The organism is Clostridia bacterium, assembly GCA_017410375.1.
Classification (GTDB): Bacteria; Bacillota; Clostridia; order RGIG6154; family RGIG6154; genus RGIG6154.
This window is the reverse complement of the sequence record JAFQQW010000038.1, coordinates 30517-50255: the sequence shown is the minus strand read 5'-3', so window position 1 is coordinate 50255 and position 19739 is coordinate 30517. Positions and strand designations below refer to the sequence as shown.

Sequence of the window (19739 nt, the reverse complement as noted above, 5' to 3'; positions counted from 1 at the left end):
AGATTTTTTTAAGTGGAGCTCTGCCCACTACGAAACTGACCCCTTTTAAGCCCGGTCCCGGCTGTTTTGGAATATAAAAAAGTACCTGTAATTTCTTACAAGTACTTAGTTATCGTATTTACTTTTATTCGTTTGTGTTCTCTGCCGGTTCACTCTCTGCCGGCTGTTTCTGAATCACCGTTCTGGTAACGGTCTTAACCACCGGTTTCGGTTGTTCCAACTTTTTTACTTCGCCTAGCATTTCGTCAGCAATCTGCAGTTGAACAGCTTTCGCGTATAGTGTTAGTGCGACAACTGCACTAACAATCCATACACATAACATATATACAAAACCAAATCCGCTTTCAGCAAACACACTAGGAATGTCCGGTATTACGCCTCCGATTACCAAACCGCCAACAATTCCTGCAATCAAAACAACAACAGTTGCAGTTACAAGTAAGGTAACCGCTAAATCCGTATTTTCATGATTATACATTTCCATTTCTCCTTTTTTGATAAATTTCGCACTCCTTGCCAAGTATACAAAAATTCACCTCCAAAAAAGAAATTGCAAATAAAAAGTGCGTAGTTCAATAGACTGAAGCTACGCACCGAAAAAGCACGAGCTTCGCCTGCAACCACGCAACATATACCATAAGCATACGAAAACAAAGCTTCGCACCTTTTACCAAAGTAAAAATGCAAACGCTTATGGTTAGTATATTCAGTTGCGTGGTTAATATTATCTTACCACAAAAAAAGCATAAATGCAACTTATTTTTTCTTTTTGGCACTAAAAAACCACCTTACCGTCACAGTAGGGTGGTTATCACATCATAGACTACTTTTTTATTGTACAATAAATTGATTCAACTCTCTTATTGTTAAATCCATAGGCTCTATGCCTTTTTCTTTACAGTGCGCAAGGATTTTCCTGTAGTCGTAGCGAATTTCATCGCTTTTCAGCATAGATACAAATCCGCCTGCCTTTTCTGCCACTTCATCAAGCTGTTTCATGCTTTCCATATCTGTTCTTGACATACTCATTCTCCTTCCAATGTATAGATTTTCAGTAATTTTTTTGCAGCATCTTCATCAACAATCATTCTGTATGGATGCGGTCTACCTATCAGTACCGCTCCAAGCGTTTTATGATAGTGTTCAACCAACTCAGCATTTTTGGCATCCATAAACAAAAAACCGCCATATCTTTTATCGACAGATTTTTGCGCCGCTATCGCATACAGATGTCCGCCAACGCCATTATATTGCTTATTTTTGCCTAAATTATGCGGTGCACTTTCGACAAGTTTTACATAGACAGCTCTGTCTCTTTCAAAATTAGTAATCGAAATTAAACCTTGAATTTCAGAATCGCCTTTTAATGTCAGTTTGTAGATTTCTGAACTATCCAAATCCGAATCCATCCAATTAAATTTCCAACCTTTTAATTGTCTCAATTCATGTTTAGATACAAGAGCATAAGAGGTCGACAGTATTTCCCCGGTTTTTGCATCCTCTAAGCAAGGTGTGAATTTGTCAATATACATATCTATTCCACTACCTCCTATTTTTATTATACCACTATTCCCACGCTTTGTCAACGATTTAGACGAAATTCCGCTACTCAACCGCTCCACTTTGGTAGGCAATCCCGCCTTTTTAGAAAACTCGTTATATTTTTGCGAAAGCTGTGTCATACGCGTCTGCTCTTTGAGCATCATGTCCTTGTCACCCGCAGCCTTTGCTATGGTATATCGGTCACCAAAAGTCTTAAGATATATTATAAAAATAATAAAAGCTCTCACAGCGGTGTGGTTGACAGTTCAGGTTATCGCAAAACTTTATGAACTGGCAACTGCGAAACGCAGTAAGAGCAAGAGGCGGAAAAAATAACCGCCTCCCCCTTCGGGGGTAATATTATTATAATACAAAAAATCACATTATACAAGAAAATATTTTACTTATTTTTACATCCGTGTAAAAATCTCAGATATTTAATTTATATATACTTCTTCATCTGGCTCAGGGCGCTTTTTTCAAGGCGCGAGACTTGGGCTTGAGAGATGCCGATGGACTCTGCCACCTCGGTCTGGGTTTTGCCCTGAAAAAAGCGGAGAGTAATGATTTTCTTCTCCCGCTCATGCAGGCGTTCAATTGCCTCCCGAAGCACGATATCATCTGTCCACAGCTCGTCGTGATTTTTATCGTCTTTCACCTGATCCATAACAGATACCGCATCCGTTCCGTCGTGAAAAACGGGGTCGTAAAGGGAAATAGGGTCTTGTATGGCATCCAACGCATTTGAAATGGCTTTAACCGGAACATCCAGTTTTTTGGCGATTTCTTCCAAGCTTGGTTCTTGGTTATTTGCTCTTGATAGTTCCTCTTTGGCCTGCAGAGCTTTATACGCAAGGTCCTTTACCGAACGGGACACACGAATGGCGTTGTTGTCCCTCAAATACCGACGCACCTCACCCACAATCATGGGCACCGCATAGGTGGAAAACTTTACGCCTACACTCAAATCAAAGTTTTTGACCGCCTTCATCAGTCCCACACACCCCACCTGAAACAAATCGTCCGCGTATTCGCCCCGATTACAGAATTTTTGTATCACACTTAAAACAAGCCTTAAATTTCCGTTCACAAAATCATCTTCCGCCTGCTTGTCGCCCTGCTTGATTTTACGGAGTAAATTCTCCTTTTCCTCCGCAGAAAGCACCGGAAGCTTTGCTGTATTAACACCACAGATTTCCACTTTATTCATGTACAACTTTTTCGTCCCCTTCCCTTTCAAGCGATACTCTTAGTATCCCCGGGGAACGAAAAAGTTATACTAATCTGTCATTTTATCCATCTCTTTTTTCAGACGTAAAATGATACGTTTTTCAAGTCTTGAAATATAAGACTGGGAAATACCGAGCTTATCCGCCACCTCCTTTTGTGTCTTTTCTTCACCGCCCAGCAACCCGTAGCGCAAGCACATAATCTCCTTTTCCCGCACCGAAAGTCTGCCCATGGCAATGGCAAGAAGCTCTTTATCCACCTCATCATCCAAAGACTTTCCCACTGCATCCGCATCCGAGCCTAAAATATCCGAAAGCATCAGCTCATTGCCGTCGTAGTCGGTGTTCAGCGGCTCATTGATGGAAATTTCCTGCCTGGTATTGCTGTTTTTCCGCAGGAACATTAAAATTTCGTTTTCAATACAGCGGGACGCATAGGTTGCAAGCTTGATGTTTTTTTCGGGATTAAAGGTATTGACCGCTTTAATCAGCCCGATGGTACCGATGGAAATCAAATCCTCAATCCCGATTCCTGTATTTTCAAACTTTCTTGCAATGTAGACCACAAGCCTTAAATTGTGTTCAATCAAAAGCTTGCGGTTTTCGCTGTCCTTTATGTTTTCAAGGCAGGAGGCTTCTTCCTCCTTGCTTAACGGTGCGGGCAGAATCTGACTGCCTCCAATATAAAAAATATCCTTTTTTTCAAACAAATTTTTAATTTTATGTATCCACTTTATAAACATTTACTGTACCTCCAGAACATTTTTAGGCAGTAGCATCTGCTCCTGCATAGGCATAAAATTAATCCCCACCTGCATATTGCTTTTTTTGCCGTCTATCTTCATAAAATCCGGCTTAAAAACCGGAATAAACCCTTCTCCGCTTACCGTCGTACAAGGCAAAAGACGGTAGTTCAGTGCTTTTGTATTTTCCATCTCACGCATATCCGCTACCAGCTTTTCGCCGAGTAACGAAATGGCAGTCTGTTCACTCAGCACCGCTACCGAAAGGCGGTTTCCCGAATCAATATACCCCATAAACTCCAGACTGTTTCCATTTACCCCTATCTGAATTTTCCGATACAGCTTTTCGGTACGAATGAAGCCATGAATTTTTTTCCAGAGCAGTCGCAAGGCATAAACACCTGCCACAAACAGCATTAACGAGGTCACGCCTGCTACCGAAAAGGTTTGCTGCCAGCCCGCAAGTAAAATCGCCGAAGCTATTTTTGCAAGCATCAGCACGCCCTGCTTTTGCGGATAGGAAATCCGCATCTGTACGTATGCCACCCCTACAGAAAGCCATATCCGATAATAGTCTGTTATAAAGCACACTACACCGTACAAAACACCTGTTAATGTGCCAAGCACCATACGAACAGGTGTTGTTTTTACGCCCATCAGCTTTCCGGGAAGCCACACAAGAGTCCCGTTTAAAAACAAAGACAGCACTAAAGCTACATCTACATACACAATCAAATGCATCACCCGTATTCAGCATACACCTGTTTATAGGGCTTATTTTGTCAAAAACGGGCAGAAGTAAAAAAAGCTTTGTGACTTAATTAAGTCACAAAGCTTTTTACTCTTCGTCATCCTGAATAGCAGGCTCCATAAAGATAAACTGCAATTGTCCAAGTCGAATCAGGTCGCCCGTTTTCAGCGGTGCAGAGGTTCCGCGAATATAATTTCCGTTCACTTCCGTCCCGTTCGTGCTCTTGTTGTCCAGGACATACCATTGCTTCTCTTTCTTCAAAAACTGAATATGCAGGGTGGAAAGATACGGGTCACGAATTGTGATATCCGAGTGCAAGCCACGTCCTAACGTCATTTTATCCTGTATTGAATACAGTTCTTCTACCTTAAAAGAAAGACTGTGCCGACGGTTCAGCAGTTTAATGTACGGACGGTCATCCTGTGCCGTACCCATCCTGCTTTTTTTAATATCCAGATAAATCAGCCGTATGATACTGTACATAAAGAAAAATATTACCAGAACCATCGCGTATTTTGCGACGGTTGCAATGAATTGCTGTATTTGTGTGTTCATGCATATCAACTCCCGTTTATTGTATTGTATCATATTTTTTAAGCAAAAGCAACCCTTTCATCAATTCGGTATATTTTCTCCATATTCATCATATACTTTCTGTAGAACCAAAACTTGAGAAAGGTGAATGGATTATGCACAAACGAAACGCAATTCCGTTGCTTTGTTTTTTATTTTTACTGGGTATGAATATATACCTTATACAAAGCAAGCCTGAAAAAGCAGAGCAAACACAAGACATTGTATCGGCAGAGCCGGTATTCCGAAACATGTACCAGGCACCGACCTTTGGCGTGGAACAGCTTCAGAAAGCGATTGCCGAAGATACGGAAGCCCGCACTTTTTTAAAGCCGTTAGAGGGTGGCGTAATCACCTCGCCTTTTGGCTTACGGGAACGGAACGACCACAAGGGCATTGATTTGGGTGCAGATACAGGGACTCCCATTTTTGCCTCACTAAAAGGAACGGTTTCCACCTGCGGATGGGTGGACGGCTATGGCTATACCGTTATTTTAACCCATGACAACGGCTATGAAACACTGTATGCGCATTGCAGCACCTTGTGTACAGAACAAAATCAGATTGTGGAAAAGGGCGACGTGATTGCGTTAGTCGGGTCAACCGGCAACAGCACAGGTCCGCACCTGCATTTTGAAATTATAAAGGACGGAATCCCTGAGGACCCCGCCCTGCATATTTCCTTTTAAAAAGCCTGAAAACGGCTTTTTTTATTTTACAATAAACAACACCTGCTCTGCATCAACCTCTATTTCCGGTGCAAATATGTCCTCGGTCATCAAATGGTTTTCATCGATACGGTACAGCTTGAAATCTACTTCAAGATTGGTCTTTAAGGTGATGGGTTCTTTGTTGCAGTTGGCAATCAGAACGCCTTTTTTTCCGTTCCCCATTGCCGCAACGGCATACACTTCACTGTCATCCGAGTCGCAAGCAACCTGTGTGCCCATTTTGTACAGCTCACCAAAGGCTTTGAAGGGATAATAGGTACAAAACGGCTCGTAGGTAATGGGATTGAACAAGCCACCGTACACACTATGTCCGATTCTGGCATCGTAATAGCAAAGCATGGTTGTTTTGGTGCTCTGCATTCCGCAAAGCATGGCACAAGCCTGCACACTCGCCACACTTTTCCCGCGTTTATAACGGGTATGCGCGTTGTTCCATTCGTTAAGATGCGTTTCCACATCACCATATCCATACTCGTTCATGGTCTTTTCTACGAATTTTGCCATAACCATGGTGTCCTGCACATTTGCATAGGAATGCCAGGAAAAAAAGTCCATTGGCACATTATTTTCTTTGTTATATGCCAAAAACGCCTTGAAAAAGTCAATGTAATACTCTTTTGCCAAATCTCCGTGCTCTTTTTCGCGAAACTCAATATCCATGCCATATTTTTTTGGGTCACCCCACAAGCCATAGAAACCGCAGGAAGCAAAGCCACCCACCTTAATGGTATCGCCGAAGCAGTTTTTCAAATGCTTCGCTGTAATACCGTAAAGCTCTAAATATTGCTCCATGGTACCTGTCCACATCATGTTTTTAGGGGTCGGACCGTTGTTTTCCGGCTCGTTCCAGATTTCCCAGTATTCAATGCCGTAATGGAAACCGTCTGCCCAGCCCTCATTGTAATGACGAACGATATGCTCGCAGATCCTCGCCCACTTTGCAAAATCAGCAGGCGGATGAATGCGGTAAATTTTAATGTGGGGATAGTTTTCAATGGTTACACCCAAACGGAAAACAGGCGGACAGTTGTTGTCCATAAGCGCTTGAATTAAAACATCCGTAAATGCAAAATCATAAGAATTCGGGTCATTTTCGTCTGCATCGAAATCTCTGAAAATGTTTGGAATATCCACAAACTTAAATCCACCATAGGCACCGCCCACATCATGCAGTCTGGAATACGGGATATTTGCCTCTTTTAAATAGGAAACATAAGAAAAATCCATTCCGACAAACGGCGGTTGTCCCACCGCGTGCATCGGCTTGATTTTGCCGATTTCTTTTGTAAAATCTACTGTTAAATTTGCCATTTTCATCCACTCCTTTGCCTCATTATACCAAAGAGAAATTTGCATGTCAATGAATTCGGTTACGAAAATTTTTCGTATTTTTTATAATTAAATATCCAATAGTAACTTTTTGATTGTTTCTGCCTTTTCAAGATAGCTTTTTTCATTCTCTGTTTCAGCCAAAGCCGTTAAGTGATGTGATACAGCCCATGCCAAAGGTTGCAATGCCATTTTTGCAATTTCACTTTTCTCTTCCCTCTCTAAAAAATACACCAGTGCGTTTTCCCTCGCCTTATATAAATTGGGCAATTTTTTCGCACACTCAATCGCCTTATCCTGCTCACCATTCTTCCAATAAGAAAAACAAATATTATATAGTGTTGCACCTCGAACTTCCGAATCGACACCATATTGCAATATTTGTTCTTGTACAGCAATAGATTCTTGGAGCCATGACGATTCTTCTTGCTTTGTTCCTCTAAGCTTTTCCAAAGATGTTGATAACTGAACCAACAAAAGAACATCGTTTGGAAAATTCTTCAAAGATTCACGCATCAATGTCACATTTTCAAAATTCAACCCTTTTTTGTTGTTTTGCAACCAGATTTCATTTATTTCATTGTACTTTTTCTGCTTTTGTGTGTCATCCACACCAAGCAGTTCATCCACGGAAATCTGAAAATAATGGGAAAGAGCGGGCAACATTGTAATATCCGGATAGCCTTCGCCCCTCTCCCATTTGCTGACCGATTGGAATGACACCCCTAAATGATTTGCCACTTCTTCTTGGGTTAAATCCTTTTCTCTGCGTAATTTCTTAATCTGTTCTCCAATTTTTAACAGCATACAACCACTCCTTTCTTTAAAATTATTGTAGCGCAAATATGCACAAACTTCAATAACTTTGCAATAGATAGATTTCAACCGGACGTTGAAAAAAAGCACCTCCGAAAATCGGAGGTGCTTCTGTAACCTTTAAAGTAACTTTAAATCAGATTATTCCTGATCCCAAAGCTTTGCGTACTTCTTGAGGTATTCGTATTTTGCTTTTGCAGTAGCTTCTGCTTTTGCAAACAGTTCTGCTGCTCTTTCGGGGTTCTGTCTCATCAAAGAGCTGTAACGAACTTCGCCCTGGATGAATTCCTGATAAGAAGCAGAGGGTTCTTTGCTGTCAAGTGTGAACGGATTTTCGCCCTTGTCAATCTTTCTGGGGTCAAATCTGAACAGATGCCAGTAACCTGCATCTACTGCTTTCTTTTCTTCGGTCTGAGCCTTGCTCATACCGCCCTTGATACCATGGTTGATACAGGGAGCGTAAGCAATAATGATGGAAGGACCGTTGTAAGATTCTGCTTCGTGGAATGCCTTCAAGCACTGGTTCATATCTGCGCCCTGGGAAACCTGAGCAACATATACATAGCCATAGCTCATAGCAATCTGCGCGAGGTCTTTCTTCTTAACTTCTTTACCGGAAGCTGCGAACTGTGCAATTGCACCGGTAGGAGTAGATTTAGAGGACTGACCGCCGGTGTTGGAGTAAACTTCGGTATCGAATACCAGAACGTTTACGTTTTCGCCGGATGCCAATACATGGTCTAAACCGCCAAAGCCGATATCGTATGCCCAGCCGTCACCACCTAAGATCCAAACGGACTTCTTAGCGAGGTAATCTTTCTGTGCAAGGATTTCTTTACCCAAATCGCAACCGCAATCGGTCAGAGCTTTTACGAGTTCTTCTGTTGCAACTGCGTTAGCCTTTGTATCATCTTTGGTTTCGAGGAACTTCTTAGCTGCATCAGAAGCGCATTCGCCCTTTTCTGCAATTGTTTCGATCTTCTTAACCAAGGAATTACGGATGGTGTTCTGTGCAAGGAACATACCGTAACCGAATTCAGCGTTATCTTCGAACAAGGAGTTGGACCAAGCCGGACCCTTGCCTTCGTGGTTTACGGTGTAAGGTGTAGACGGTGCAGAACCACCCCAGATGGAAGAACAACCGGTAGCGTTTGCAATGTACATCTTATCGCCGAACAGCTGAGTTACGAGTTTTGCATAAGGTGTTTCACCGCAACCTGCGCAAGCGCCGGAGAATTCAAGCAAGGGCTGCTTGAACTGAGAGCCCTTAACGGTGGTTTCGGGGAACTTAGCCAAAACTTCAGCTTTAGGAGTAATCTTCATACCATAGTCGAAGCCCTTCTGTGCATCCAAAACAGTATCAAGCGGCTTCATAACGAGAGTTTCGTTCTTCTTGTTGCCGGGGCAAACGTTTGCGCAAGAACCGCAACCTGTGCAGTCGAGAGCAGACATGGTGATACCGAACTTATAACCGGGCATACCCTTCATATCGGTAAGAACCATTTCAGCAGGTGCTGCAGCTGCTTCTTCTTCGGTAAGAACTACCGGACGGATAACAGCGTGCGGGCAAACATAAGAACAGAAGTTACACTGGATACATGTGTCGGGATTCCACAAGGGAGCATCGATAGCGATACCGCGCTTTTCATAAGCAGCAGAACCCTGCGGGAAGGTACCGTCAGCCATGTCTACAAACTTAGAAACAGGCAATTCGTTACCCTTCTGTGCAGACATCGGAATCAAGAGTTCGTTAACGAATTCAACGAGTTCCGGTCTGTCGCCGGTAGCTTTCTTAGTCAGTTCGGTATCTTCTGCGGTCTTCCAGCTTTCCGGAATTTCAACCTTAACATAGCCGGTTGCACCGCGTTCGATTGCGTCATGGTTCATCTTAACAACAGCTTCACCCTTCTTACCGTAGGATGCGGTAGCAGCGTCTTTCATGAACTTGATTGCATCTGCTTCAGGAATAATCTTGGAGATGCTGAAGAATGCGGACTGCAGAATGGTGTTAATTCTACCACCAAGGCCGAGTTCTTTTGCAATCTGTACACCGTCGATGGTGTAGAAGCTGATGTCGTTGTTTGCAAGATATCTCTTAATCTGACCGGGCAGATGCTTTTCTAATTCTTCAGCATTCCAACCGCAGTTTAAGAGGAAGCTTCCGCCGGGCTTCAAGTCTGCCAACATGTCATACTTGGTTACATAAGACGGGTTGTGGCAAGCCACGAAGTCAGCCTTATTGATGAGGTAAGTAGACTTGATGGGAGAAGTACCGAAACGGAGGTGAGACATGGTAACACCACCGGACTTTTTAGAGTCATAATCAAAGTATGCCTGTGCATACATATCGGTGTGGTCACCAATGATTTTGATGGAGTTTTTGTTAGCACCAACGGTACCGTCAGCACCAAGACCCCAGAACTTACAGCTGGTGGTACCTGCAGGTGCGGTATCGGGCAATTCAACACGATCCAGGGAGAGGTTTGTAACGTCGTCCTTGATGGATACGGTGAATACTTTCTTTTCAGTGTTTGCAAATACTGCAGCAGCATCGCCGGGAGTAAAGTCCTTAGAGCCTAAGCCGTAACGACCGGTAAATACCGGGATAGCATCGAACTTGGTGTTCTTAAGAGCTGCGCAAACGTCGAGGTACAAGGGTTCACCCAATGCACCGGGTTCTTTGGTTCTGTCAAGAACAGAAATCTGCTTAACAGAATCCGGGATAGCATCGATTAAGTGCTTAGCGGAGAACGGTCTGTAAAGTCTAACCTTAACCAAACCAACCTTACCGCCGTTAGCGTTTAAGTAATCGATGGTTTCTTCAATGGTGTCACAAGCAGAACCCATAGCAATGATTACATGTTCTGCATCGGGCGCACCATAGTAGTTGAACAGTTTGTAGTTTGTGCCAATCTTAGCATTTACTTTGTTCATGTATTCTTCAACAACAGCCGGAACAGCATCGTAATAGGTGTTACATGCTTCACGAGCCTGGAAGAAGATATCCGGGTTCTGCGCAGTACCGCGGAGAACAGGATGTTCAGGATTGATTGCTCTGTTACGGAAAGCGTTAACAGCATCCCAATCCATCATTTCTTTCAAATCTTCATAATCCCAGATTTCGATTTTCTGGAGTTCGTGAGAGGTTCTGAAACCGTCAAAGAAGTGGAGGAACGGAACTCTGCCTTTGATTGCAGACAGATGTGCAACTGCACCCAAGTCCATAACTTCCTGTACGTTACCGCCGCAAAGCATTGCAAAACCGGTCTGACGGCATGCATATACGTCAGAATGGTCACCAAAAATGTTAAGCGCATGGCTAGCTACGCAACGAGCAGATACGTTAATAACGCCCGGGAGCAATTCACCTGCGATTTTGTACATATTGGGGATCATGAGCAATAAGCCCTGAGAAGCGGTGAAGGTGGTGGTCAGAGCACCTGCTGCCAAGGAGCCGTGTACGGTACCTGCCGCACCTGCTTCAGACTGCATTTCTACAACCTTAACCTTTTCGCCAAAAACATTCACTCTGCCATCTGCAGCCCATTTATCAGTTACTTCAGCCATAACGGAAGAAGGTGTAATCGGGTAGATAGCAGCCAGATCGGTAAACGCATAAGACACATGTGCCGCAGCGTTGTTACCGTCCATGGTTTTCATTTTTCTTGCCATGTTAGATAAACTCCTTTCTTTACATAAGAAAAATCATTCTTACATTTGGATATATTATAACACTTTTTTTTGATATTGTAAAGTCTTTTTAACACAAAAAACACAAAAAAAACGACCTTTTTTTCAAAAAGTCGCTTTTAATTCGTAAGAAGGGTCTCCTTTTTGGATTTTTTCTTCTAAACCTTTGGTATAATAAACCGAATCTTTAGTAATCAGAACCACTTCTACAGGGAAATTTTCACAAAACTTCAGCGCCTTTTCCCTGCCCATAACCAGGAAAGCAGTGGACAGCACATCGCACTCCGTGGCATTGTCACCAATCACCGTCACAGACAGCAGTCCGCTGTCTGCCGGATACCCCGTTTCAGGGTCCAAAATGTGATGCCATTTCTTTCCCTTATCGTCTTCAAAAAAGCGCTGATACACGCCTGAGGTAATGACCGCTTTGTCGGTCACTTCTATGACGCAGGCTAAGTTTTCGCCCTCTTTGGGATTTTTAATGCCGATTTTGTGCGTCCCTTTTGCATAAATGTTTCCACCAAGGTCTAAAAGTGCTTCCTCTACCCCGTCCTGCTCTAAAATATCGGCTAATTGATCGGTGACATACCCCTTTGCCACACCACCAAAATCCACCTCTACGCCGTCTAAGGTTACTTTCTCATCGGTCACGGCTACTTTATCAGCGCCGAACAAAGAAAAGTCAATTTCTTCAGGCACACTTGGGGTTTCTGTTTCAAAGCCCCACACATCCGAAATTTTCTTCATGGAAAAATCAAACGCACCGTCGGTTTTCTGATGATAACCTATCAGTTGTGCAGTAAGTGCAATCAGCTCTTCATCTTCGGTTTTACCCGTCCGGTTGAGTGCATATACCGCAGATTTTTCATCATACGCATCAAATTTATCATCCGCCTCTTTGATGCATTGTACCATTTTCTCTATGGTTTGGTCGTTTCCTTTGATTTTGAGTGTACAGTAAGTATCCATGGCAAACAGAGGTGTTTCCTTCCATGCCACATTTTCACGCAAAATTAAAACACCTGCGACCAATGCAATTGCCGCCAACACAAATATAATTTTCTTTCGCATTCTATCACCTTGTTCTATTTTACAAAAAAACAAGGAAAATGTCAATGGTAAAAGTTAAAGGGTTGTGGCAACCCGATCTCTGTCTCTCGGGATTTTGATGACATATTCAATACAGTCCCCTTTATCCTTTTTGTGTGCCGAAATGGGTACACCTGCCCGTTTTACCACATCAATGGCTTTGTTGACAGTATTTAAAAACATACGAAGCTCCACAATACCTTTGATTTTACCCTCTTTTTCGTTGGTGGGCGAAGCTAAACGTTCTAAAGTACGTTCAACTAATGCATCGGTCTGGGTTACATTTAACCCCTTGTCGCACACCATTTTCAGCACCTTTTCCTGCAGCTGTGCATCGGTAATCCGAAGTAAAGCTCTGGCATGCCGTTCGGTCAGCTCGTTTTCCTTAAGCTTTTTCTTTACCCCCTCCGACAACCGCAAAAGTCTGATTTTGTTGGCAATGGCAGACTGACTTTTACCAAGCTTTCTGGCAAGCTGTTCCTGGGTATATTTGTGCTCCTGCATCAGATGAAATATGGCTTCCGCCTCTTCCATATATGTAAGATCTGCCCGTTGCAGGTTTTCTAAAAGTGCAATGACTGCCGAATCGTTTTCGTCCGCATCCACAATGATGCAGGGAATGGTCGTTTTACCCGCAAGCTTTGAGGCTCTTAAACGTCTCTCCCCCGAAATCAGCTCATATCCGCCCACAAAATTTCTGCGCACCGTAATGGGCTGAATCACACCATATTCCATAATACTTGATGCCAGTTCCTCCAGCTGATTCTGCTCAAAAACCTTTCGGGGCTGATAGGGGTTGGTGCTGATTTGTGAAATGGGAATCTGCACAATTTTAGTTACGCTTCCGCTTCGCTCCTGTAGCATTTCTCTCATAAAAAACATCCTTTCTCTTGTGATTTTCTATGGCTTAATTATAACATATCGGGAAATAAAAAAGCAAAAAAACTCGTCGCGTAATGCGACGAGTTTCGTTTGTTTATAAGGGTTCTTTTGACGGTTTTCCTGCTTTTCGGGGATATTGCGGAGGGGTCTGTCGAACTTTTTTTACCGTAACAATCACATGTTCTAAGTCGGTACCCGGAATTTTCTCCTCCAACACCGTTTCCACATGACCGCCAAGCTTGGAAAGCGCATTCTTGCCGTCTGCAATTTCCTGCTGTGCTTTCGGTCCTTTCATAGCTACAAAATATCCGTTCTGCTTGACAAAGGGCAGACAATATTCACTTAAAGTCGAAAGGTTTGCCACTGCTCTTGCCACCGAAAAATCGAATTTCTCTCTTAATTTTTTATCTCTTCCCCCGTCCTCTGCTCGGGCATGCACAAAGGTTACGTCCGTTAGCTTTAATTCTTCGGTCACCGCCTGCAGGAAGGTCAGACGTTTTTGCAGAGAATCCAGCAGACAAAGCTTGATATCGGGCTTTAAGATTTTAAGCACCAAGCCCGGGAAGCCTGCCCCTGTACCCACATCAATCACACTGCCCGAGATGCCGCACTTTAAGCACATAGCACTGTCCAGAAAATGCTTTTCCGCAATTTCAACAGGGTCTGTGATGGCGGTTAAATTCATTTTTTCGTTCCATTCCACCAACAGCTCGCCATACCGCAAAAGCTTGGCAATCTGTTCGTCCGAAACCTCCATGGAAAGGTCATTAAAACCTTGCTTCAATCTGTCAATCATGCTTTTCATTCCTTTGCCGTTTGAGCTGTTCCAAGTAAATCACCAAAACCGCAATGTCTGCAGGCGAAACGCCTGAAATACGGGATGCCTGCCCCAAATTTTCCGGCTTGATTTTTTCTAATTTTTGTCTTGCCTCAATGCGCAGACCGTGAATGTCTGCATAACAAGTATCCTGCGGAAGCTTTTTGCCTTCCATTTTCTTAAAAGCAGAAATCTGCACCAGCTGACGTTTGATATAACCGTCATATTTAATCTGAATTTCCACCTGCTCGCAAACATCTTTCGGAAGCGGTTTGCGATGGGTATCACAGATTGCAATATCTTTATAGGTAATCTGCGGACGACGAATGAGTTCAGCGAGCTTCACACCGCTCTTTAACGGTGTAGACCCCTTTTCTTCCAGCATCTTGTTCAATGCCTCGGACGGGCCTGTGGAGGTGGTCTCCAGTCGCTCAATTTCCGCTTCAATCAAGGCTTTTTTATCCAGCATTCTCTGATATCTTTCATCGGACACCAAACCCACGGTATGTCCGTAGCCCATGAGGCGCAAATCCGCATTGTCCTGACGGAGCACCAGACGGTATTCCGAACGGGAGGTCATCATGCGGTACGGCTCATTGGTGCCTTTGGTTACCAGATCGTCAATCAGCGTTCCGATATAAGAAGTGCTTCTGTCTAAGATAAGCGGTTCCTTACCGCTGATTTTCAGCGCCGCATTAACACCTGCAATCAAGCCCTGTGCCGCCGCTTCCTCATACCCCGAAGAACCGTTAAACTGCCCTGCACCATACAGTCCGCTGACGGTTTTAAACTCTAATGTGGGATACATCTGGGTCGGGTCTGCACAGTCATATTCAATGGCATAGGCTGTACGCACCATAACCGCGTTTTCAAGACCCGGGATAGTGTGGAGCATTTGAATCTGCACATCCTCAGGCAAGCTGGAGGACAAGCCCTGCACATACATTTCGTTGGTATCTAAGCCCATCGGCTCAATGAAAAGCTGATGCCGTTCTTTATCCTTAAAGCGCATCACCTTATCCTCGATAGACGGACAATAGCGGGGTCCTACCCCTTCGATTACACCGCTGTACAAAGGTGAGCGGTGAATATTATCCATAATCACCTTATGGGTATTTTGGTTGGTATAGGTCATGTAGCAGTTGACCTGGTTTTCGCCGATATCGGTATTGTCAAAGGAAAAGGGCTGAATTTCATCGTCCCCGGTCTGCACTTCCATTTTGTCAAAATCCAGAGTGGAAGCAAGCACACGCGAGGGTGTGCCGGTTTTAAAGCGACGAAGCTCAATGCCTGCTTCCCGTAAACATGCGGACAAGCCGATTGCCGGAAACATGCCATCGGGACCGCTTTCATAGTTTACATCTCCAATGATGATTCTGCCTTTTAAATATGTACCGCTGGCAATAATAGCCGCTTTCACCTTATAAATGGCGCCCACATGGGTTTCCACCTCGGTCACCATGCCGTTTTCAATGCCGATACGGGTAATTTCCGCCTGCTTTGGGAAAAGATTCGGCACTGATTCCACCGCATGCTTCATATACATCTGATACCGTCTGCGGTCGCTCTGTACACGCAACGAATAAACCGCAGGCCCCTTGCCCCGGTTTAAAATTTTGGACTGGATAAAGGTCTTGTCTGCCGCCTTACCCATTTCACCTCCCAACGCATCAATTTCACGCACCAGGTGACCCTTTGCGGTACCGCCGATGCTGGGGTTACAGGGCATGTTGCCCACCGCGTCCATATTAATGGTAAACATAAGCGTTTTCATGCCGAGCCGTGCCGCTGCTAACGCCGCTTCCACGCCCGCATGACCACCGCCGATTACCGCTACATCATATTCGCCTGCAATGTAGGATGCCATACGTTTCTCCTTTTTATTTTCCTAAACAGAAGTTATGAAATACTCTGTCCACAATTTCCTGGGACACGGTCTGTCCCGTGATTTCGCCTAAATTTTCAATGGCAGTCTGGATGTCTACCGTAAGCATATCGGTGGGCATACCAAGCTCTGCCGAATCGACTGCACGCTGTACTGCTTCTTTGCAATGCAGTAAGCATTCATAGTGCCGTTCATTGGTAATAACGGTGTCCCGCTCGGACACATCGCCTGACGCAAACTGCACCAAAGCTTTTACCAATTCGTCCATGCCGTCACCCTGCTTTGCGGAAACCTCTATCCCCGAAAGAGATACTGCTTTACCCAAATCACACTTGTTCAGTATGATCGCGTGGGGTCTGTCTTTTACTAAATTTAATATTTCTTCGTCCTTTTCGTCCAGCGGTTTTGAACCGTCAAACACCGCTAAAAGAAAAGTTGCCTGATCTGCCGCGTTCTTACTTTTTTCCACGCCGATTTTTTCCACCACATCATCCGTTTCGTGGATGCCTGCGGTGTCCATCAGCTTAATGGGCACGCCATCTAAATTCACAAACTCTTCAATGACATCACGGGTTGTGCCTGCGATATCGGTTACAATGGCACGGTCCTCACCCGCCAGATAATTTAAAATAGAGGATTTTCCCACATTGGGCTTTCCGATAACCGCAACGGGCAAGCCTTCTCTTAAAACCTTGCCGTAAGACGCGGTTTTAAGCATTTTATCCATACGCGCAAGGCTTTCTTTTAAAGTAGAAAGCACCGCCTCGGGGGCAAGCTCGTCAATGTCCTCTTCAGGGAAATCTGCCGCCGCCTCCAAATGTGCCGCAAGATTTAAAAGCACTTCTCTTAAATCGCCGATTTCTTTTGAAAGTCTGCCCTCCATCTGGAATACTGCCTTGTCTGCCCCCTTTTCGGATACAGCGTTGATTAAATCAATAATGCCCTCTGCCTGAGCAAGGTCTATTTTTCCATTTAAGAACGCGCGTTTGCTGAACTCGCCCTTATCGGCCAGCACAGCACCTGCTTCCAAAACCGTTTTTAATATCTGCTTTGTGTTTAAAATACCGCCGTGACAGCTGATTTCCACCACATCTTCCCCCGTAAAGGAATGGGGTGCGCGGAAAACCGAAGCTAACACCTGGTCAATTTCCTTACCCTCCGAATCCACAATTCTGCCGAACACAACAGTATTTGCCGGGACTTCAAAAAGGCGCTTTGTCCCCTGACCTTTAAAAACCTTGTCAGTTACACAAAACGCCTCATCACCGCTGATTCGAATGACTGCAATACCGCCCGTACCCGACGGGGTTGAAATAGCAGCTATCGTACGCATGATTGCTTCCCCTTACTTTTTAAGACTTACCACAACTCTTCTTTCCGGCTCTTCGCCAACAGAAGAGGTGGTTACCATGTCATGACCCTGGAGTGCCGCATGAATGATTCTTCTTTCAAAGGGATTCATGGGTTCTAAAGTCATATTTCTGCCGTTGCGGACAACCTTGTCTGCAATCTTGTTTGCGAGTTTTTCCAAAACTTCCTTGCGCTTTTCTCTGTAGTTTTCAGTATCTAAAGAAACACGCAGGTAATCTTCTCTGTCTTTATTCACTACAATACTGGTTAAATACTGAAGTGCATCCAGGGTTTCACCGCGTCTGCCGATTAAAAGACCCATCTTTTCGCCTGCCATGGTGATGGAAAGGGAATCCTCTTCGTTTTTCACATCAAAGGTTGCTTCCACACCCATCAGGGACACGACCTTCTTTAAAAAGTCCTCTGCCTTATCGGTGGGTTCTTCCGCACCGTTTACCCAGGCTAAAATCTTGCAGGGTTTTGCACCCATGCCCAAAAAGCCCGATGTTGCATTTTCTAAAATTTCATATTCAATATCTGCTTCACCGAAAATTTCAGCAGCTTTAGCCATTGCTTCACTGATGTTTTTTGCGGTGATTTCTGTCTTTTTTAAAGTATTGTTCTGCATCAATTTCTTCCTCCTCGTTTTTGTTAGAAAAAATCTTATTCAATAAGATTGTCTGTGCAATTTGAACCACGTTACTCATAATCCAGTAAAGACCTACGCCTGCAGGCAGCATGAAACAGAATACTGCCGACATCATGGGCATCATCATGTTCATGGTTTTCATAGAGCTCGCCTGCTGTTCGGTCTGGGGCATAGCCTGCAGCTTTCTTGTTACATACGAAGAAAGGTATGCGGTAGCTGCCGCTAAAATCGGCACCAGCCAAAGCACGGTGATTTCGCCCATAAAATCCGGTGTCTGCGAAAAATCAATACCGAACAGGTTAAAGTCAAGACGTGTCATTTTTGCAACTGCTTCTGCAAATTTGTTGCTCAGCTCACCCATATTTCTGTAAATATCAATTTCGCCGCCAATGGTAATACCTGCGTCAATCAACTCTGCTTTCATCGCCGCAATTACGTCTTTTGGCAGTTGCAGGATAAAGGTTAACGGTCTGTTGATAACCTGATACAAACCAATTAAAATCGGAAGCTGAATCAAAAGAGGCAAGCAACCGCCTGCAGGGCTTACGCCCTCTTCCTTGTAAAGTTTCATGGTCTCCTGCTGCAAGCGTTGCTGATCGTCCTTATACTTTTTCTGGAGATATTCCATCAGAGGACGTACACGTTGCATTTTTGCCATGGATTTATGCTGTTTAATAGAAAGCGGCAACATCAAAAGCTTAATAATAATGGTAAACAGTATGATGGACAAGCCGTAGTTTTGCACCAGCGCGTAAATCTGAATCAAAATCCACGCCAGTGGCTTGTAGACCAGCAATTCGAACATAATATTCTCCTTAAACTATTTCAGAGGGTCATATCCGCCTTTTGAAAAGGGGTGACACCTGAGTATTCTGCGTAACGCCAAATAGGAGCCTTTTATAGCTCCATACTTCGTGATTGCCTGCACGGCATATTCCGAGCAGGTTGGAATAAAGATACAAGTTTGGCGTCCTTTCAGCGGAGAGATGAATTTCTGATAGCCTTTAATGAGAAGAATGAAGAGCTTCTTCATTAAGCATACCTCCTTTTATCATCTGACCGCGGATGGAATCCAGCAGTGCCGAGTACGGTGCATAAACCGCCGCACTGCGTGCCACCAGAACGATGTCTTGGCCATCGCCTATATAAGGTTCCAAAATGCGGAGACATTCACGAAACTGTCTCCGTAGTCTGTTTCGCACAACCGCTTTTCCGATTTTTTTTGAAACGGTTACGCCGTATCTTATTCCGCTTTTTCGCTTCAGGCTGTAAAGCACAACATATTTTCCTGCCTGCTTTGTTCCTTTGTTATAGGCTTTTTTGAATATGAAATTTTCTTTGATGGTTTCCATACACAAAATCTCCTAAGTACAAAAAGAACGTGTTTTACCACGTCCTTATGCTGATAATCTTGCTCTGCCTTTTGCTCTTCTTCTAGCCAATACCTTACGGCCGTTGGCAGTACGCATTCTTTTTCTGAAGCCATGTTCTTTAGCTCTGTGTCTCTTTTTAGGTTGATATGTTCTAAGCATGTTATTACACCTCCCAGTACTGCAATAATGAGATTTTAACATAAATTTTTGAAAAAGTCAACACTTTTTTTCAATTTCTTAGGAATAAATGTATAAAAAGAGGTACATTTCCAAAAATATACCTCTTTTTC

21 protein-coding genes are annotated in these 19739 nt (G+C 43.9%); 1 reads left to right on the top strand and 20 read right to left on the bottom strand.

Going from position 1 to position 19739, the window contains the following annotated elements:
- Positions 1-124: 124 nt before the first annotated feature.
- From IJE10_05405 to IJE10_05375, 7 genes are all read right to left on the bottom strand, one after another.
- Positions 125-478 (bottom strand): hypothetical protein, encoded by a 354-nt coding sequence (locus tag IJE10_05405; GenBank protein ID MBQ2967537.1) that lies wholly within the window; start codon positions 476-478, stop codon positions 125-127.
- Positions 479-831: 353 nt separating this feature from the next.
- Positions 832-1023, bottom strand: coding sequence for a hypothetical protein (locus IJE10_05400; protein ID MBQ2967536.1), 192 nt, complete (start codon positions 1021-1023; stop codon positions 832-834).
- Between the two features lie 2 nt (positions 1024-1025).
- Positions 1026-1706: a hypothetical protein gene (locus tag IJE10_05395; GenBank protein MBQ2967535.1), complete on the bottom strand. Its 681-nt coding sequence runs from the start codon at positions 1704-1706 to the stop codon at positions 1026-1028.
- 278 nt (positions 1707-1984) lie between these two features.
- On the bottom strand, positions 1985-2752 hold the full coding sequence (gene sigG, locus IJE10_05390; protein ID MBQ2967534.1) for an RNA polymerase sporulation sigma factor SigG: 768 nt from the start codon (positions 2750-2752) through the stop codon (positions 1985-1987).
- Between the two features lie 69 nt (positions 2753-2821).
- On the bottom strand, positions 2822-3514 hold the full coding sequence (sigE, locus tag IJE10_05385; protein ID MBQ2967533.1) for an RNA polymerase sporulation sigma factor SigE: 693 nt from the start codon (positions 3512-3514) through the stop codon (positions 2822-2824).
- Complete coding sequence (locus IJE10_05380) at positions 3515-4258, bottom strand: sigma-E processing peptidase SpoIIGA (GenBank protein ID MBQ2967532.1); 744 nt, start codon at positions 4256-4258, stop codon at positions 3515-3517. It lies immediately after the preceding gene.
- A 94-nt stretch (positions 4259-4352) separates the two neighbouring features.
- Complete coding sequence (locus IJE10_05375) at positions 4353-4820, bottom strand: FHA domain-containing protein (GenBank protein ID MBQ2967531.1); 468 nt, start codon at positions 4818-4820, stop codon at positions 4353-4355.
- A 134-nt stretch (positions 4821-4954) separates the two neighbouring features.
- On the opposite strand from IJE10_05375, the gene IJE10_05370 reads away from it, so the two are divergent.
- Positions 4955-5527: a M23 family metallopeptidase gene (locus IJE10_05370; GenBank protein ID MBQ2967530.1), complete on the top strand. Its 573-nt coding sequence runs from the start codon at positions 4955-4957 to the stop codon at positions 5525-5527.
- Between the two features lie 21 nt (positions 5528-5548).
- On the opposite strand, the gene IJE10_05365 is transcribed toward IJE10_05370, so the two are convergent.
- From IJE10_05365 to rpmH, 13 genes are all read right to left on the bottom strand, one after another.
- On the bottom strand, positions 5549-6880 hold the full coding sequence (locus tag IJE10_05365; GenBank protein MBQ2967529.1) for a hypothetical protein: 1332 nt from the start codon (positions 6878-6880) through the stop codon (positions 5549-5551).
- An 87-nt stretch (positions 6881-6967) separates the two neighbouring features.
- Positions 6968-7705, bottom strand: a complete 738-nt coding sequence (locus IJE10_05360; protein ID MBQ2967528.1) for a helix-turn-helix domain-containing protein — start codon at positions 7703-7705, stop codon at positions 6968-6970.
- A gap of 150 nt (positions 7706-7855) precedes the next feature.
- Positions 7856-11386: a pyruvate:ferredoxin (flavodoxin) oxidoreductase gene (gene nifJ / locus IJE10_05355; protein ID MBQ2967527.1), complete on the bottom strand. Its 3531-nt coding sequence runs from the start codon at positions 11384-11386 to the stop codon at positions 7856-7858.
- A 123-nt stretch (positions 11387-11509) separates the two neighbouring features.
- Positions 11510-12475 carry an FAD:protein FMN transferase gene (locus tag IJE10_05350; protein MBQ2967526.1) on the bottom strand — a complete coding sequence of 322 codons (966 nt, stop codon included), beginning with the start codon at positions 12473-12475 and terminating at the stop codon, positions 11510-11512.
- Positions 12476-12529: 54 nt separating this feature from the next.
- Positions 12530-13357 carry a nucleoid occlusion protein gene (gene noc / locus IJE10_05345; protein MBQ2967525.1) on the bottom strand — a complete coding sequence of 276 codons (828 nt, stop codon included), beginning with the start codon at positions 13355-13357 and terminating at the stop codon, positions 12530-12532.
- 112 nt (positions 13358-13469) lie between these two features.
- A complete protein-coding gene (gene rsmG / locus IJE10_05340; GenBank protein MBQ2967524.1) occupies positions 13470-14171 on the bottom strand; it encodes a 16S rRNA (guanine(527)-N(7))-methyltransferase RsmG in 702 nt (233 codons plus the stop codon).
- Entirely contained in the window at positions 14164-16059 is a 1896-nt protein-coding gene (gene mnmG / locus IJE10_05335; GenBank protein ID MBQ2967523.1) for a tRNA uridine-5-carboxymethylaminomethyl(34) synthesis enzyme MnmG, read from the bottom strand. Before mnmG ends, rsmG begins: the two co-directional genes overlap by 8 nt.
- 13 nt (positions 16060-16072) lie before the next feature.
- Positions 16073-17410, bottom strand: coding sequence for a tRNA uridine-5-carboxymethylaminomethyl(34) synthesis GTPase MnmE (gene mnmE, locus IJE10_05330; GenBank protein MBQ2967522.1), 1338 nt, complete (start codon positions 17408-17410; stop codon positions 16073-16075).
- Positions 17411-17422: 12 nt separating this feature from the next.
- Positions 17423-18055 carry a protein jag gene (locus IJE10_05325; GenBank protein ID MBQ2967521.1) on the bottom strand — a complete coding sequence of 211 codons (633 nt, stop codon included), beginning with the start codon at positions 18053-18055 and terminating at the stop codon, positions 17423-17425.
- Positions 18003-18881 (bottom strand): YidC/Oxa1 family membrane protein insertase, encoded by an 879-nt coding sequence (locus IJE10_05320; protein ID MBQ2967520.1) that lies wholly within the window; start codon positions 18879-18881, stop codon positions 18003-18005. The genes IJE10_05325 and IJE10_05320 overlap by 53 nt, the downstream gene beginning before the upstream one ends.
- 15 nt (positions 18882-18896) lie before the next feature.
- Positions 18897-19109 carry a membrane protein insertion efficiency factor YidD gene (gene yidD / locus IJE10_05315; GenBank protein MBQ2967519.1) on the bottom strand — a complete coding sequence of 71 codons (213 nt, stop codon included), beginning with the start codon at positions 19107-19109 and terminating at the stop codon, positions 18897-18899.
- Positions 19081-19428: a ribonuclease P protein component gene (rnpA, locus tag IJE10_05310; protein MBQ2967518.1), complete on the bottom strand. Its 348-nt coding sequence runs from the start codon at positions 19426-19428 to the stop codon at positions 19081-19083. The genes yidD and rnpA overlap by 29 nt, the downstream gene beginning before the upstream one ends.
- A 45-nt stretch (positions 19429-19473) precedes the next feature.
- Positions 19474-19608: a 50S ribosomal protein L34 gene (rpmH, locus tag IJE10_05305; GenBank protein MBQ2967517.1), complete on the bottom strand. Its 135-nt coding sequence runs from the start codon at positions 19606-19608 to the stop codon at positions 19474-19476.
- Between the last annotated feature and the right edge of the window lie 131 nt (positions 19609-19739).